Source organism: Thalassospira sp. Z349TD_5, assembly GCF_056173045.1.
Genome location: NZ_CM149654.1, coordinates 2,284,082 through 2,299,793, shown reverse-complemented (window position 1 = coordinate 2,299,793; position 15,712 = coordinate 2,284,082). Strand labels below are relative to the sequence as shown.

The 15,712-nt window shown below is 53.6% G+C and carries 16 protein-coding genes; 11 read left to right on the top strand and 5 right to left on the bottom strand.

Annotated elements, in window-relative coordinates; translation table 11 throughout:
- The 4 genes from AC0VXT_RS10525 (at position 1) to gatB (ending at position 4,804) form a co-directional block, all read left to right on the top strand.
- Entirely contained in the window at positions 1-1,221 is a 1,221-nt protein-coding gene (locus tag AC0VXT_RS10525; protein WP_102785061.1) for an ABC transporter permease, read from the top strand.
- 356 nt (positions 1,222-1,577) lie between these two features.
- Positions 1,578-1,868: an Asp-tRNA(Asn)/Glu-tRNA(Gln) amidotransferase subunit GatC gene (gene gatC, locus AC0VXT_RS10520; RefSeq protein WP_022730672.1), complete on the top strand. Its 291-nt coding sequence runs from the start codon at positions 1,578-1,580 to the stop codon at positions 1,866-1,868.
- Positions 1,868-3,346 carry an Asp-tRNA(Asn)/Glu-tRNA(Gln) amidotransferase subunit GatA gene (gatA, locus tag AC0VXT_RS10515; RefSeq protein ID WP_475548550.1) on the top strand — a complete coding sequence of 493 codons (1,479 nt, stop codon included), beginning with the start codon at positions 1,868-1,870 and terminating at the stop codon, positions 3,344-3,346. The genes gatC and gatA overlap by 1 nt, the downstream gene beginning before the upstream one ends.
- Before the next feature lie 3 nt (positions 3,347-3,349).
- Positions 3,350-4,804, top strand: coding sequence for an Asp-tRNA(Asn)/Glu-tRNA(Gln) amidotransferase subunit GatB (gatB, locus tag AC0VXT_RS10510; RefSeq protein WP_475548549.1), 1,455 nt, complete (start codon positions 3,350-3,352; stop codon positions 4,802-4,804).
- Between the two features lie 65 nt (positions 4,805-4,869).
- Here gatB and AC0VXT_RS10505 read toward each other — a convergent pair whose 3' ends face one another.
- A complete protein-coding gene (locus tag AC0VXT_RS10505; RefSeq protein ID WP_475548548.1) occupies positions 4,870-5,424 on the bottom strand; it encodes an NADPH-dependent FMN reductase in 555 nt (184 codons plus the stop codon).
- A gap of 104 nt (positions 5,425-5,528) precedes the next feature.
- Positions 5,529-6,287, bottom strand: a complete 759-nt coding sequence (locus AC0VXT_RS10500) for an AraC family transcriptional regulator (protein WP_475548547.1) — start codon at positions 6,285-6,287, stop codon at positions 5,529-5,531.
- Between the two features lie 135 nt (positions 6,288-6,422).
- Between AC0VXT_RS10500 and AC0VXT_RS10495 the strand changes: the two genes are divergently transcribed.
- Positions 6,423-7,628 carry an MFS transporter gene (locus AC0VXT_RS10495; protein WP_475548546.1) on the top strand — a complete coding sequence of 402 codons (1,206 nt, stop codon included), beginning with the start codon at positions 6,423-6,425 and terminating at the stop codon, positions 7,626-7,628.
- 89 nt (positions 7,629-7,717) lie between these two features.
- On the opposite strand, the gene AC0VXT_RS10490 is transcribed toward AC0VXT_RS10495, so the two are convergent.
- Positions 7,718-8,398 carry a type 1 glutamine amidotransferase domain-containing protein gene (locus tag AC0VXT_RS10490; protein ID WP_475548545.1) on the bottom strand — a complete coding sequence of 227 codons (681 nt, stop codon included), beginning with the start codon at positions 8,396-8,398 and terminating at the stop codon, positions 7,718-7,720.
- A gap of 106 nt (positions 8,399-8,504) precedes the next feature.
- On the opposite strand from AC0VXT_RS10490, the gene AC0VXT_RS10485 reads away from it, so the two are divergent.
- Together AC0VXT_RS10485 and AC0VXT_RS10480 are read left to right on the top strand one after the other, a co-directional pair.
- On the top strand, positions 8,505-9,410 hold the full coding sequence (locus AC0VXT_RS10485) for a LysR family transcriptional regulator (RefSeq protein ID WP_475548544.1): 906 nt from the start codon (positions 8,505-8,507) through the stop codon (positions 9,408-9,410).
- A 77-nt stretch (positions 9,411-9,487) separates the two neighbouring features.
- Entirely contained in the window at positions 9,488-10,066 is a 579-nt protein-coding gene (locus tag AC0VXT_RS10480; RefSeq protein ID WP_417823842.1) for a thymidine kinase, read from the top strand.
- Positions 10,067-10,108: 42 nt separating this feature from the next.
- Here AC0VXT_RS10480 and AC0VXT_RS10475 read toward each other — a convergent pair whose 3' ends face one another.
- The gene (locus AC0VXT_RS10475; protein ID WP_475548543.1) at positions 10,109-10,345 is read right to left on the bottom strand and encodes a LysE family transporter; all 237 of its coding nucleotides are present in this window, start codon (positions 10,343-10,345) and stop codon (positions 10,109-10,111) included.
- A 28-nt stretch (positions 10,346-10,373) separates the two neighbouring features.
- On the bottom strand, positions 10,374-10,736 hold the full coding sequence (locus AC0VXT_RS10470) for a LysE/ArgO family amino acid transporter (protein ID WP_475548542.1): 363 nt from the start codon (positions 10,734-10,736) through the stop codon (positions 10,374-10,376).
- Between the two features lie 123 nt (positions 10,737-10,859).
- Here AC0VXT_RS10470 and AC0VXT_RS10465 point away from each other — a divergent pair, with 123 nt between their 5' ends.
- From AC0VXT_RS10465 to AC0VXT_RS10450, 4 genes are all read left to right on the top strand, one after another.
- Entirely contained in the window at positions 10,860-11,759 is a 900-nt protein-coding gene (locus AC0VXT_RS10465; protein WP_475548541.1) for a LysR family transcriptional regulator ArgP, read from the top strand.
- A 135-nt stretch (positions 11,760-11,894) separates the two neighbouring features.
- Positions 11,895-13,235 (top strand): paraquat-inducible protein A, encoded by a 1,341-nt coding sequence (locus AC0VXT_RS10460; RefSeq protein WP_475548540.1) that lies wholly within the window; start codon positions 11,895-11,897, stop codon positions 13,233-13,235.
- Positions 13,232-14,920: a PqiB family protein gene (locus tag AC0VXT_RS10455; RefSeq protein ID WP_475548539.1), complete on the top strand. Its 1,689-nt coding sequence runs from the start codon at positions 13,232-13,234 to the stop codon at positions 14,918-14,920. The genes AC0VXT_RS10460 and AC0VXT_RS10455 overlap by 4 nt, the downstream gene beginning before the upstream one ends.
- Positions 14,920-15,513 (top strand): PqiC family protein, encoded by a 594-nt coding sequence (locus tag AC0VXT_RS10450; RefSeq protein ID WP_475548538.1) that lies wholly within the window; start codon positions 14,920-14,922, stop codon positions 15,511-15,513. The genes AC0VXT_RS10455 and AC0VXT_RS10450 overlap by 1 nt, the downstream gene beginning before the upstream one ends.
- The last annotated feature ends 199 nt before the right edge of the window (positions 15,514-15,712 follow it).

Sequence of the window (15,712 nt, the reverse complement as noted above, 5' to 3'; positions counted from 1 at the left end):
ATGAGTACTGCAATCATTGAAATCAAACGGCCGGACCTTTTGACCTTCACGATGCCAATCGTGGCAGTATTGGGGGCCATGTTCGGCTTTATAACCGGCAACATCTTTGGTGATCCATGGATCGGGTTGATCGGCGGCGCCATTGTTGGTGCGGCATTGGCCGGTATTCTGGCGAAGATCACGTCGGTCAAGCGTTGGAAAAGCATCTGGGGCGTTGCCGTGCTTTTCGGCGTCGTCGCGGCAATTTTCGGCGGTGTTGGCGGTCTGTTTGGCGGATTTCTTGTCGGCCTTTCGATGGGCTGGTTCGCGACATGGGTTGGCACCGGTCAGTATCGCAAACGTGTGCCAATCTATTACACACCGGGGCAGGTGCTTTGGCACAGCACGTTCCTGTTCATCTGTGCTTTTGTCTTCTTCTTCCTGATTGCGCCGTTGGTTCCAGTCATTTGGCTCAGCTTCAATGCTGAAAACTTCTTCACCTTTACGCCTGAAATGCTGAGTTTTAAGGCCGAAGGTTACAGTCTGAAGCATTACCGTGACTTCCTTGGGACGGATGAGTGGATGGTGCCGCTCAAAAACTCGCTGATCATTGCACCGATTGCGACGATCATATCGGTGTCGCTGGGAACGCTGGCGGCCATCGGTCTGAGCCAGTCTCATGTGCCCGGTCGACAGGCAATGATGGCTATCCTGATTTCACCGATGATTGTGCCATTGATCATTTCTGCGACCGGCATGTTCTTTTTCTATGCGCCGCTTGGCAACTGGCTTCAGGTAAATCTCGGCCTTAATCAGGCATTTGTTGGTTATGTGAAGGTGATCCTGGCCCATGCTGTGCTGGGGATTCCCTTCGTTATTATCACTGTCACGGCGACATTGGTGGGCTTTGATAAATCGCTGACGCGTGCAGCGGCGAATATGGGAGCCAACCCGGTAACTACGTTCTTTCGGGTGCAAATGCCACTTATTCTGCCGGGCGTGATTTCGGGCGGTTTGTTTGCTTTCATCACCTCGTTTGATGAAGTGGTTGTTGTGTTGTTCGTCGGCTCAGCCCGTCAGCAAACCCTGCCATGGCAGATGTACACTGGTTTGCGCGAGCAAATTTCTCCGACCATTTTGGCCGCAGCGACAATCCTTGTGTCGGTCTCGATCCTGCTTCTGCTAACGGTTGAGTTGCTCCGTCGTCGTTCCGAGCGTCTGCGTGGCATGAGCCCAGGATAAGCCGAATGCATCAGACCAGAACTGTATCTCGTTAAACAGACCGGGATATATATCTGAGTTAAATCGGGCCGGCGGCATTCAGTGTCGTCGGCCCGTTTGCATGTCGGGCCCTAAAAATCCGCACATTCGTATCTGCATTATGGCGTTTGTTATTGTGTATTGATGTGTGTGGGCGTCGTGCCAATACGATGCCGTAAAATCGTAAAACCAAAACAACCACGATGGCACATGATCATCGGCATTACCGGCCCTTGCGGCGGGGGCGTCGGGGTGCTAGTTTCCGCGCTGTAATTCACGTTCTGGCAGATGGATCATCTGCCGGGTTTTTTGTCATTCCTTAAGAGAGACTTTCATCCATGTCGTCTTTGGATAAGGAAACAGTTCGCCGTATTGCCTATCTTTCACGTATCAACGTGTCCGAAGAAGGCCTGACCGAACTGGCGGGTGATTTGACCCGTATCCTCGATTTTGTCGAGGAACTGCAAGAAGTTGATGTCGAAGGCTGTGAGCCGCTGACGTCGGTTGCCGATCTGACCTTGCCGCTGCGCAAGGATGAAGTCACCGATGGCAACATCCAGCAAAAAGTGCTGTCAAATGCACCGATGACCGATGCTGGCTGTTTTGTTGTGCCCAAGGTGGTTGAATAATGACTGATCTGACAAAGCTGACACTTGCCGAGGCCCGCGACGGTCTGGCAAAGGGTGATTACACTTCGGTCGAATTGACCCAAGCACACCTGAAATCGATGGAAGCGCATCGCAACCTGAACGCTTACATCACCGAAACCCCGGACAAAGCCATCGAGATGGCCAAGGCATCCGATGCCAAGCGCGCCAAAGGTGACGCTGGCAACATGGAAGGCCTGCCGATTGCGGTCAAAGATCTGTTTTGCACCGAAGGTGTTCAGACCACGGCCGCATCGCACATCCTTGAAGGGTTCAAACCCGAATACGAATCAACTGTCACCAGCAAGCTGTTTGATAATGGCGCTGTGATGCTGGGCAAGGCGAACCTTGATGAGTTCGCCATGGGGTCCGCCAACACGTCATCCTACTACGGGAATGTGATTAACCCGTGGAAAGGCAAAGACGGCAAGGACCTTGTGCCCGGCGGTTCGTCGGGTGGTTCGGCTGCTGCCGTTGCCGGTGGCATGGCGCTAGCCGCAACCGGGACAGATACCGGTGGCTCGATCCGTCAACCGGCATCCTATTGCGGTATTGTTGGCTTGAAGCCGACCTATGGTCGTTGCTCACGCTGGGGCGTTGTTGCCTTCGCAAGTTCGCTTGATCAGGCCGGTCCGATGACCAAAACCGTACGTGATGCTGCCATCATGCTTGGTTCAATGGCCGGGCATGATGCCAAGGACAGCACGTCTGCCCCGATGGCGGTGCCTGATTTCGAAGCCGCCCTTACGGGTGATATTCGCGGCATGAAAATCGGTATTCCGAAAGAATACCGTGTTGATGGCATGCCCGAGGAAATCAGCAAGCTTTGGGAAAACGGCGTTGCCATGTTGCGCGATGCCGGTGCGGAAGTGGTCGATGTGACCCTGCCGCACACCAAATACGCGCTGGGCACCTATTATATCGTCGCCCCGGCAGAAGCATCTTCGAACCTGGCACGCTATGACGGTCTGCGTTATGGACAGCGTGTCATGGACGAAGGCGACAGCCTTGATGACATGTATTCCAAATCGCGTGCGGCTGGTTTCGGTAAAGAAGTCCAGCGCCGCATCATGATCGGGACCTATGTGCTGTCGGCTGGTTATTATGACGCCTATTACAACAAGGCGCTTAAAGTCCGTCGTCGCATCTACGAGGATTTCGCCACCGCCTTTGGCACCGTAGATACCATTTTGGCACCAACCGCACCGTCGGCGGCCTTTGCAATTGGCGAAAACGAAGACGATCCGGTCAAAATGTATCTCAATGACGTGTTTACCGTTCCGGCAAGCCTTGCGGGTCTTCCGGGCCTGTCGTTGCCGGCTGGTCTGTCGTCCGAAGGTCTTCCGCTTGGTCTGCAGCTGATCGGTAAACCGTTTGACGAAGAAACCGTTCTGCGTGTCGGTGGCGTACTTGAAAGTACAGCCAACTTCACCGCGAAACCGTTCGGGCAGGAGGGCTGATCTATGACCTATATCATCGAAGGTTCAACCGGCCCGTGGGAAATCGTTGTCGGTCTGGAAGTCCACTGTCAGGTGGTTTCCAATTCCAAGCTGTTTTCTGGTGCCTCGACCAAATTTGGCAATGACGCCAACAGCAATGTCAGCCTTGTTGACGCCGCGATGCCAGGCATGTTGCCGGTGATTAACGCCGAATGCGTGCGTCAGGCGGTAAAAACTGGTCTGGGCCTCAAGGCGCAGATCAACAAGGAAAGCGTCTTTTCGCGCAAGAACTATTTCTATGCCGATTTGCCGCAGGGATATCAGATTTCGCAGTTCGATAAACCGATTGTCGGCAAGGGCACCATCATCCTTGATATGCCCGATGGTACGACCAAATCGGTTGGCATTGAACGCCTGCATCTTGAACAGGATGCCGGGAAGTCGATGCATGATCAGGACCCGAAATATTCACACATCGATTTGAACCGTTCGGGCGTTGCCCTGATGGAAATCGTCTCGGACCCTGACATCCGCCACCCCGAAGAAGCAGGTGCCTATCTGACCAAACTGCGCGCGATTGTGCGTTATCTTGGTACCTGTGATGGCAACATGAACGAAGGCTCCATGCGGTGTGATGCCAACGTATCGGTCCGTCGTCCCGGTGAGCCGTTTGGTACGCGTTGCGAGATCAAGAACGTCAACTCCATCCGTTTCGTGATGCAGGCGATCGAGATCGAAGCAAAACGTCAGGTCGAAGTTCTTGAAGCCGGCGGCGAAATCATTCAGCAGACCCGTCTGTTTGATCAGCGTCTTGGCGAAACCCGCGCGATGCGGTCCAAGGAAATGGCGCATGATTACCGCTATTTCCCGGACCCCGATTTGCTGCCGCTGGTGTTCGATGATGCGTTTGTCGCTGAAATCGAAAAAACCTTGCCGGAACTCCCGGACGAGAAAAAAGCCCGCTTCATCAATGAAAACGGCCTGTCGGCATATGATGCCGGTGTTCTTGTCGCCGAAAAGGAAAAGGCTGATTACTACGAGATCGTTGCCAAGGGCCGTGATGGCAAACTGGCGGCGAACTGGGTAATCACCAACCTGTTTGGCGCGCTGAACAAGGCCGAAGTCGGCATCGCCGATAGCCCGGTCACAGCAGAAAATCTTGGTAAGCTGATCGATCTTATTTCCAATGACACCATTTCTGGCCGTATCGCCAAGGATGTCTTTGAAATCATGATCGAAACCGGCGGTGATCCTGAAAAGATCGTCGAAGAAAAAGGCCTCAAACAGATCACCGATACCGGTGCGATTGAAACAGCGATTGACGAAGTCATTGCGGCCAACCCGGACAAGGTCCAGGAAATCCGTGATGGTAAGGATCGTATGCTTGGTTGGTTCGTCGGGCAGGTGATGAAATCCACGGGTGGTAAAGCCAACCCGGGCATGGTCAACAAAATGCTGCGCGATAAAATCCTCGGCTGATTTTAATCATCAGACGATTTGAAAAAGCCGCCCTTATCAAGTCGATAGGGGCGGCTTTTATCGTTTCAGGCGATGTCGCGTTTCCGATCCGCATCATCAAGTGCCTTGCGCAAATTGCCAAGTGATTGATCAAGCATCCTTGCCGTTTCAGGGTCATTGATGATGTCATCGGCATTGTATTTCTTACCATTCAGCACAATGGTCACACAGGCATCGTCGATGATTGTTGCATCCATCGTACGGATGGTATCGATCAACGCCGCTTGTGCAATGGTCGCCCGGCCCGATGCGTTGATGGCTGCGACCGGCATTTGCATGAACTCGCCACTGGCCACCACCCAATCAAGCGCATTCTTAATCGCCCCGGTCACCCCGTGGGCATATTCCGGACTGGCGATCAAAACCGCGTCGCTTTGTGCAAGCTTGGCCCGAAAATCAAGAACGCTTTTGGGGGGTGTTTCCTCATTATCAGGATTGAAAATCGGTAAATTGCCCAACCCATCACAAAGATGGATCTCTAATCCATGCTCTTGCCCGCATTTCTGTGCGGCCAGTAATAAGGTGCGATTAATTGACTGCGCCCGTAGGCTTCCACAGATTGCAAGAACATGACGGGGCATCGGGATGCTTTCCTGACGGTTGGTGTGTGCTGATGGCGAATTTCGGATGGCAGTGTAGGGGGCTTTACACCGCGATGAAAACCCCCGGTTGGACAAAACAGCATTTATGTATCTGCCGTCCGGTAATCGCGCGGCGATGTGCCAAGAATGCGTTTGAACATATTGCTGAACGCTGCTGGATTGTCATAGCCAAGGTCCAGCGCAATGGTCGTGATGGCTTGCCCCGCGGCCAATCTTGGTAGGGCAGCAAGGATACAGGCCTGTTGCCGCCATTCGACAAAGCTTGATCCGGTCTCCTTGCGAAACAGGCGGGTAAAACTGCGGCGGCTCATGCCCAGATGATCACACCAGTCCTCAATCGTTTCATGCGGGGTCGGGGATGTCAGAAATGCTCTGCATTTTGCCCCAAGGGATGCATGTTCCGGCAATGGAAGCGACAAGGGCAAAACCGGCAACCGCTTGATTTCATGCTCAATCAGTGTCATCAGCGCCCCGTCACGTCCCTCCACATCATATTCAGCCGGAATTGTCACCGCCTCGCTCAGCAAGTGCCGCATCAGCGATGAAATACCGACCACCTTACACTGGCGATCCGGCGTTCCGAGTTGTTCCGGGCGCAGATACAGCGACCGCATTTTAACATCGCCAAACAAGCGGACTTCATGCACAACCCCGGCCGGGATCAACATGCCGCGCTGGGGCGGCATCATCCATGCGCCTTGCGGGGTGGATGCCATCAAAACCCCGGTCAAGCCATACAGCAACTGGTCACGATCATGACGATGGGCGGCAATCACATGACCGTCGGGATAATCGGTGCCCAATGCAATGACCGGGCGGGGAACCTCGCGGAAAGATGACATGGCAATCCCTATGTCGATGAATTGGCCCAATCTCGTAATAAGTTGACCCTAACGCGGTGGTGGGCCGAATGGCAATTTTTATAATAAGGACCGCGCACCGGAAACGGGCACAGTTGCCACTTAACGAGGTCCTCCATGAACGAAGCCGTTCTCAAATCGCCGCAAACAACCCGAACCGTTTTACCGGTTTTGGGTGCCGCCAGTTTTTGTCATTTGCTGAACGATATGATTCAGTCGCTATTTGTAGCGGCCTATCCGGTGTTTAAGGGCGGCTTTGACCTGTCATTTGCTCAGCTTGGGTTGCTGACATTGACCTATCAGGTCACAGCATCGCTGTTACAGCCCTTTATCGGTCATTTTACCGATCGGCGCCCGCAACCCTATTCCTTGCCGTTTGGCATGGGGATGTCGCTTTCTGGTTTGCTGGTGCTGTCCTCGGCCCCAAGCTTTACGGTGTTGTTGATCGGCAGTGCCATGCTGGGTGTGGGGTCGTCGATCTTTCACCCGGAATCCTCGCGTCTGGCACGGTTGGCTTCCGGTGGGGCGCATGGCTTTGCCCAGTCGCTGTTTCAGGTTGGCGGCAATGTCGGCTCGGCCATTGGACCGTTGCTGGTGGTGGCGGTTGTTCTGCCTTACGGGCAGGGCAGTCTGGCGTGGTTTGCCTTTGTCGCCCTTGGTGGGGTGATCATCCTAACGCTGTTGGGGCGCTGGTATAAGCGCAACGGTCATGCCGTGCGGCGTCCACGTGTAATTGTCGCACCAGAAAATCGTCCAGCCCATCGTCAGGTGGTTGGTGGCCTGAGCGTCCTGTTTTGCCTGATGCTGTCAAAATGGTTCTATCTGGCCAGCTTCACCAGCTATTACGTGTTTTATCTCATGGAAAGATTTCCGCTTTCCGAAGGCGATGCCCAGATTTACCTGTTCATCTTTCTGGCCGCGGTTGCGGCCGGAACATTGATCGGCGGGTCAGTCGGGGATCGGATCGGGCGTAAAAAGGTGATCTGGGGATCGATCCTTGGCGCGCTACCCTTTGCGCTTATCTTGCCCTATGTGGGACTGATGGCAACCGTGCTGCTTTCCATTGCGATTGGCCTGATCATGTCCTCGGCGTTTTCAGCCATTGTTGTTTATGCGCAGGAACTTGTGCCCGGGCGCATCGGCATGATTTCGGGCCTGTTTTTTGGTCTTGCCTTTGGGCTTGGCGGGATCGGAGCGGCGATTTTAGGCGTGATGGCCGATGCCGTTGGCTTGGAACTTGTCTATCAGGTCTGTGCCTTTTTGCCCGCCATCGGATTTCTGGCGGTGTTCCTGCCCGATATCGAGCATGGGCACAAAGCCTGATGCGCGTACCGACTAAAAGTGCCGCCCTGAAAACTGTAACGTATTTCAGGGCGGCACCATTGGTGTTTGGGCATCATAAGGTCAGACGACTACTTCCCCAGAAGCTTCATGACCGCATCGGCCATCGCATCGCTTGATCCCGGGTTTTGACCGGTGACGAGCTTGCCATCAGCAACCGTATAGGACGCCCACATCTCACCGCGTTCATAAAGGCCGCCCTGTTTGTTGAACTCGTCTTCAATCGACAGCGGAACGACGTTTTCAAGACCAACGGCCTTTTCTTCGTCATTGGTAAAGCCGGTGACTTTTTTGCCTGCGACCAATGGCTTGCCATCGGTGGTTTTGGCATTCACCAGTGCCGCCGGGCCGTGGCAAACAGCCGCAACCGGTTTGTCTTGGGCAACAAAGGCTTCGATCAATGCGATGGATTTCGTATCGGTTGCCAAGTCCCAAAGTGGTCCGTGACCACCCGGATAGAAAATGGCGTCATAATCATCGGCGTTTAAGCCGTCCAGCGTGACGGTATTGGCAAATGCCTTTTGCGCCACGTCGTCTTTTTCAAACCGGGCTGTCGCATCGGTCAGCGCATCTGGCACTTGGCTGTTGGGATCAAGGGGCGGCTGGCCGCCTTTGGGGGAGGCCAGCGTAATTTCAGCACCGGCATCACGGAAACGGTAATAAGGGGCGGCAAGCTCTTCAAGCCAGATGCCGGTTTTGTGGCCGGTATCGCCCATCTGGTCGTGGGATGTGACAATCATCAGGATACGCATAAGGTCCTCCATGCGTTGATTTGGTTTGAACCGAATATAGTTGGCTGACAAATTTTGCGAAAGATCGTAGATATGAACAGATTGTCAAATTTATTGAGCATATAAAATGTCGGCATTGGATGAAGTTCGGGCCATGATGATCTTTGCCCGCGTGGTTGAAGAAGGTGGGTTTTCCGCCGCTGCGCGTAAAATGGGGTTAAGCCGTGCGGCGATTTCCCATCAGATCAGGCAGCTGGAGGCAAAGCTCGGCGTGCCGTTGCTTCGGCGCAGCACGCGGACATTTAGCCTGACCGATGCCGGAGCCCGCTATTACGACAGTTGCCGCACCATCACGCTTGAAGCCGAAGCCGCGCGCAAACGCGTTGAAGAACTCCGTGATGAGCCGGTGGGCAAAATATCGCTGAGTTGTTCGGTTCACATGGGCAATTTGCGGATCGTCCCTATCTTAAGCCGGTTTCGTCAAACCTATCCCGGCGTTGCGCTTGATGTGCGCCTGACCGACGAGGTTGTCGATCTGATCGGGCAGGGGATTGATATCGCCATTCGATCCGGCCCGTTGCGCAGTTCGGAACTAAAATCCATCCGTCTTTATGAAACCCGCCGTGTCATTGTCGCCAGCCAACAATATGTGGCCGCCTTTGGTATTCCAAACCAGCCCGAGGACCTGACCGATCATAACTGGGTGATGTATAGCCGGGTGCCTGAAACCCTGCGACTGGCACAAGGCGATCAAGAACGCAAAATCCCGGTGTCGGGCAGTGTTCAGGTCGATAGTGCAACCGCACGGCTGCAATTTCTGCGCGATGGTCACGGGATGGCAGTGGTACCCTTTTCGGATGTTGCCGATGATATCGCAAACGGCGACTTGATGCGGATTTTACCTGATTGGAACTTGCCGGATCTTAGTGTTTATGCGGTTTATTCCGGTGATGTCATGCGCAGCAGTAAGGTCAAAACACTGCTTGATTTCCTGCGTGCCCAACTGGCCGATATTGACGAAAGCCGACATTAAGAAAACTTGCGCATTAAGCCATATTGATCAATTGGCACTGATCGGCTATTCCCCATTTACGATCATTCGGGGGACCCATGGCCAATCTGTTCTTTTATTATTCGTCGATGAATGCTGGCAAATCGACGACATTGCTTCAGGCAAGCTTCAATTACCGGGAACGCGGTATGCAGACGCTGTTGCTGACGGTGTCGTTTGATGACCGGTTTGGCGAGGGCAAAATCGCATCGCGTATTGGTCTGGAAGCCCCGGCACTGCTATTCGATGCGAAAACCGACATGACGGCCCTCATTCTTGGCGAATTGGAAAAGGGCAAGGTTGATTGTGTTTTGCTCGATGAAGCGCAGTTCCTGACCAAGGACCAAGTCTGGCAGCTTTCCGACATTGCCGATAAGCATAAGGTTCCCGTGCTGTGCTATGGCATCCGCACCGATTTTCAAGGCGAGCTGTTCGAAGGATCGAAATGGCTTCTGGCCTGGGCCGATAAGCTGAACGAGCTTAAAACCATCTGCCATTGCGGGCGCAAAGCAGGAATGGTTTTACGCGTTGATGAAAACGGTGATCCGGTGCGCGAAGGGGCTCAGGTCGAAATCGGCGGCAATGATCGTTATGTTCCGGTGTGCCGCCGTCATTTCAAGGATGCGATGGGGCAATAACCCCGCATCCTTTTAATTGTATGATGAATTGATTTTAGGCGGTCAGCCGCCAATAAGCGCGGCAATTTCCGGCGCCAGAAGGCTATAGGCCACCAGCCACATGACCGCACAGGTCAGGGCATCAACAATTTTCCATGTGATCGGCCGTGCGACATAGGGTGCGAGCCATGACGCGCCAAGCGCAATGGCAAAGAACCACACGAAACTGGCACTCATCGCGCCGAGCGCAAAGCCAAGCCGCTCATCAACCGGATACTGCCCGCCAATCCCGCCCAGCATCACCACCGTATCAAGATAGACGTGCGGATTAAGCAGGGTGACGGCCAGTGACGTTCAACAGCACGGCTTTCCAGCCGGTCTTGGTGATATGTTCTTCGGCCAGTGTTTCCGTGTCAAACAGGCGGCGGAGTGCCCCAAACCCATACCAGATCAGAAACGCCGCACCGCCCCATGCGGCGATCTTGGTCAAAAGCGGGTAGGCGGCAATTAACGTCCCCAAGCCCGCAACGCCTGCGGCAATCAGGACCGCGTCACACAGCGCACAGACAAATGCCACCATCATCGGATGATTGCGGCGTAATCCTTGGCCAAGGACAAAGGCGTTTTGTGCGCCAATGGCAATAATCAATCCGCCGCCAAGGCCAAATCCGGTTGCATAGCTAAGAAACATGTTCGGGCATTCCTGTGTGTGTTGGAAGCCCAGTCATAGCAATTGGATCAAATAAGAAAATAGAATTATAGTCATGTAGGATTAGAATATTTAATGTGAACGAGTGGGAGTTTGGGATTGGCCATGCTGGATTATAAATTGCTGCAAGCCTGTGCCGAAGTGATCCGTCATGCCAGCTTTGAAAAGGCGGCCCGCGAACTGGGCTTGACGCAATCGGCGATATCGCAACGGGTCAAATTGCTGGAAGACCGTTTGGGCCAACCGCTGATCATTCGGGCCAAACCGATTGTCGCGACGGCGTCTGGTAAGCGCCTGTTGCAGCATTACCAAAGTGTCCGGTTGCTGGAACACGACCTTCAGGATGACTTGCCCGATATCCCGTCTGATGGCGGTTTTGGGCAGGTGGCTCTTGCGGTTAATGCAGACAGTTTGGCAACATGGTTTATTAATGTTCCCAAATGCTTGTTTGATGAATTTGGACTTCTGGTTCATCTGAGTGTCGATGATGAATCGCTTAATCACGAGGCTCTTTTGGATGGCAGGGTGCTTGGCGCCATCAGCCTGCGCCCAACCCCGATGCAAGGCTGTCGAGCACGACCACTTGGTAAGATGCGCTATGTCATGGTGGTGTCACCGGAATTTCAAAAACGCTATTTTTCGGCCGGGGTGACGGCAGATGCATTGCGGTCCTGTCCGGCGGTGAATTTTTCACATCATGATGAATTGCAAAACCAGTACCTTAAAACCCATTTCGGTTTGAACCCCGGCGATTTTCCTGCCCACACGGTGCCAAGTTCACAAGGGTTCGTGACCGTGGCCGAGCAGGGCATTGCCTATGCCGTTGTGGAAATTCATCAGGCCGAAGAAGGCCTGCGTACCGGGCGGTTGGTCCAGCCTTGTGATCATGTGATTGAACGTCCGCTTTATTGGCATCACCGCACCATGAAAAGCAAACTGCTCGATCGGGTCAATGAAACAATCTTGTCTGAAGCGCGCCGTTTTTTACCCGCAATTGATCGCTAACACATTCAGATAACAAGGCGTTTTACCAAAGTTTGGAATGACTCTTTTCTGATCCGGTTTGACTTCAAGGCCAAACTGGCGCTTACTTTGGCGGGTAAAACAAATTCGATAACGGTCTGTTTAAACAGGGAAACCATGGCGCATCGCCTGATTGCTTGTGAACATTGTGACTATGTGCATGTGGAAAACGACATTCCCGCAGGCAGTGTCGCATGCTGTATTCGATGTGGTTCACCGCTTTATGCGGCCGAACAACCACGTTTTGACAAGCCATTGGCACTGGCCTTTACGGCCCTCGTGTTGTTTGTGATCGCCAATATCTATCCGCTTTTGACCTTCTCAATGGACGGCCGTGCCGAGACCAATACCCTGGGCAGTGGCGTTTTGACATTCTGGCAGGAAGGGTTTCCCTTTCTGGCCTTTATGGTCGCACTCACATCGATAGCCGCCCCGATGGTGGTGATCGCTGCCCATATCTATGTCTTGTTACCGCTCTCAATGGGGTGGACTGTGCCGGGGGTTAAACGTGTCTGGCGTGTTCTGGCGATCATTCGTCCGTGGTCGATGCTTGATGTGTTTTTGATCGGGCTTTTGGTCGCGCTGACCAAGCTGACTGATTTCGCCCAGGTGATCGCAGGACCGGCATTCTTTGCGGTCTGTTGTTTGATCCCGACCGTGCTTTTAATGAATATCACGCTTGATCCCCGGACGGTTTGGCGCCGCATTGCGCCTGCGGGTTTGCGATATCTTACCGAAGATGACCTGACAGAAAGCCGTTCCAACGGTTCGGGGCAAAACAACGCCAAAGGATCAGACGCAGGGCTTATGACCTGTCATACCTGTTCGATGGTTGTTGCCGCGCGGAATGTTGACCATGGGCATTGCCCGCGCTGTGGGGCGGTTGTTCATCTGCGTAAAGCCCGCAGTCTGTCGCGGGCTTTTGCCCTGCTGTTGACGGCAGTTGTTCTTTATATCCCGGCGAATGTTTTTCCAATCATGACCGTGACCTATCTGGGCCGGGCGGAGGCCGATACAATTCTGTCTGGTGTGGCGGTACTGGTTCAGGCCGGGGAATGGCCGATTGCCATTGTTGTCTTTACCGCAAGTATCCTTGTACCCATTATCAAGATTGTTTTGCTGGGCTGGATTTACCTTGCAACATGGTTGGGGCTGTCCGGGCCGTTGCGGCAACGCACACGGGTCTATCGGATTACGGAACTGATTGGGCGCTGGTCGATGGTAGATGTGTTTATGGTATCCATCCTTGCGGCCTTGGTGAAACTGGGCAACATCGCATCCATTCAGCCGGGATTTGGCGCGGTTGCCTTTTGTGGCGTGGTCATTTTAACCATGCTGTCGGCGATGGCCTTTGATCCAAGGTTGATCTGGGATCGCGCCGGGATGCGCCGCGAAACACTGCGCAATAAAACCTTACGCAGCAATAGTCTGAAAGAAACACAGGGGAGCCCGTCATGAGCGGCGAGAATATGACGCCACAAGGGCCAAACGAACGACAAGTCGGTCAACCTGACGTCAAAAAAGGCTGGGGCAGATTTTCAATCATCTGGCTGGTTCCGTTGGTGGCGCTTCTGGTCGGAGGGTGGCTTCTGTGGCGCGATGTTGTGTCAAAGGGCCCGGAAATCACCCTTACATTTGAAACGGCTGACGGGCTGGTGGCGGGGAAAACCCCGATACGGTATCGCGATGTTGATGTCGGGCAGGTCACCGAAATCAGCTTGGCGAAGGGCTTTGATCATGTCCGTCTGACCGTGCGGATGAATGCCGATTTCAGTGACTATCTGACGGATAAGACCCAGTTCTGGGTGGTGCGCCCGCGTGTGTCGGGGCGCGGTATTACCGGTCTGGAAACAATTGTTTCTGGTGCATATATCGAAGTTGCTCCTAATGATAGCGGTACTGCGCAAGATACCTTTGTCGGTGCCGAGGAGCCCCAACTCATCACAAGTGACCAAGAAGGGACGCGCTTTATCCTGACGGCGGACAAACTTGGGTCATTGTCGGTTGGTGCGCCGGTGTTGCTGCGCGGGGTTGAGGTTGGCGAAGTTCTTGATACCGAACTTGATGACGATGCCAAGGGGGTTTCCGTCCCCGTCTTTATTCGAAAACCGTTTGATCAGCTGGTGAAGCGCGATACCCGTTTTTGGGATTCAAGCGGCATTGCGGTTGATCTTAATTCCGATGGGCTGTCATTGCGCGCGCAATCGGTTAAATCGGTTCTGGCCGGGGGGATTAATTTTTACACCCCCGATGCCAGTGAACAAAGCGAAAGAGCCCCGTCTGACACGGTTTTCAATCTGTTTAAAACGCTTGAGCAGGCTGAACTTCTGACCGAAGGATACAGCAAGAAATACATTCTTTATTTCGATTCATCCGTACGCGGACTGTCACGCGGCGCACCGGTGGAATTCAACGGTATTCGTGTTGGCACAGTCGAAAGCGTTGATCTGGAATATGTGGTTGATCAGCGCGCCTTCCGGGTCCCTGTCGTTGTCACCCTTGAGCCGGAGCGGGTCAGTGTTGTGGGCGGTGATTCTGCTGAGATTGATCATACGGAAACCATTGGAACCTTGGTCGAGAATGGCCTGCGGGCGCGGCTGAAAACAGGAAGTTTCATCACTGGTCAGCTGTTTGTCGATTTGTCGATGCATACGGTCGCGCCAGCCCGATATCTGGGCAATCAAAAGGGCGATATACCTGAATTGCCAACCCTGCCGCAGAAGCTTGACGAGATTGCCAATTCACTGACCAGTTTGCTTGAAAAGGTTGAAACGTTCCCGATTGAAGAAATCGGTATTCGCTTGCTTGGAACGGTCGAGGGGATGGAAAACATCGTCACATCACCTGCCTTGACCGACGGTATGAGAAGTCTTCAACAGGCGGCAGATGGCGTTAACAAGCTGGTTGAAAACCTTGACAGCAGTGTGCTGCCTGCAACCCAAAGCGCACTTGATGCCGCCCGCGAAGCATTGGGCGGTGTGCGCGATGTGACCGGCCCGACGTCGCCTGTGCGCTATAATCTGGAACAGGCCCTTAAGGAACTGACGGCAACGGCACGTTCGTTGCGCGATCTTGCCGAGTTTCTTGAACAAAACCCAAGTGCTCTGATACTTGGCAAAAAAGGCCCGAGGGAGGACGAATAATGCGTCAGACATTGCCAATGCATATCCGTGCGGGGGTGCTTCTGTTTCTTATCGCACCCTTGATCGCGGCCTGTTCAACACCGGCCCCGGATCGGTACTACCTGCTTTCGGCGACCCTGAACCCGGCGGCACCGGTTGCCGGGCAGGGGACTGTGATCGGAATTGGGCCTGTGACCATCCCAAGTCATCTGGATCGTTCGATGATTGTGTCACGCAGCAGTTCCAACCGGCTGGAAGTCAATGCTGGTCATCGGTGGGCCGAACCGCTCGATGAAAACATCAACCGCATCCTGTTGGAGAATATAGACCACACCGGCAAGGCAGTCCGGTTGGAAACATTCCCATGGACGTCGCGCGATGGTGTCGACTGGCAGATTGTGGTCGACATAGACCGGTTCGAACGTCAGGCGGATGGCAAGGTCCTTTTGGCGGCCCGCTGGAAACTTGTTGCGTTTGAAAGTGGCGATATCACTGCATCAAACCGGTATGAGAAGGTTGTTGATCCCAAAAACACCGATGTTGAAAGCACGGTTTCGGCCATGAGCGACCTTTTGGCCGATATGTCGGTTGATATTGCAAAATACATTCCGTGATACGTGTCGGAGTGCCGGTGTGCCCTGCTTTTTTGCCCAGCCTTGGCCTGTCGCGCGGATCTAGGCTGGGCAGGCTTTTGGGGTGAATGATCAGGCTTGGAAAGGTGTCCGACTTCACATCGAAATCGCTGAAGATTGGAAAAGATCAATATCAACCTATTGTTTTCATCATACGAATGGGCTTATATAGAAGATATAA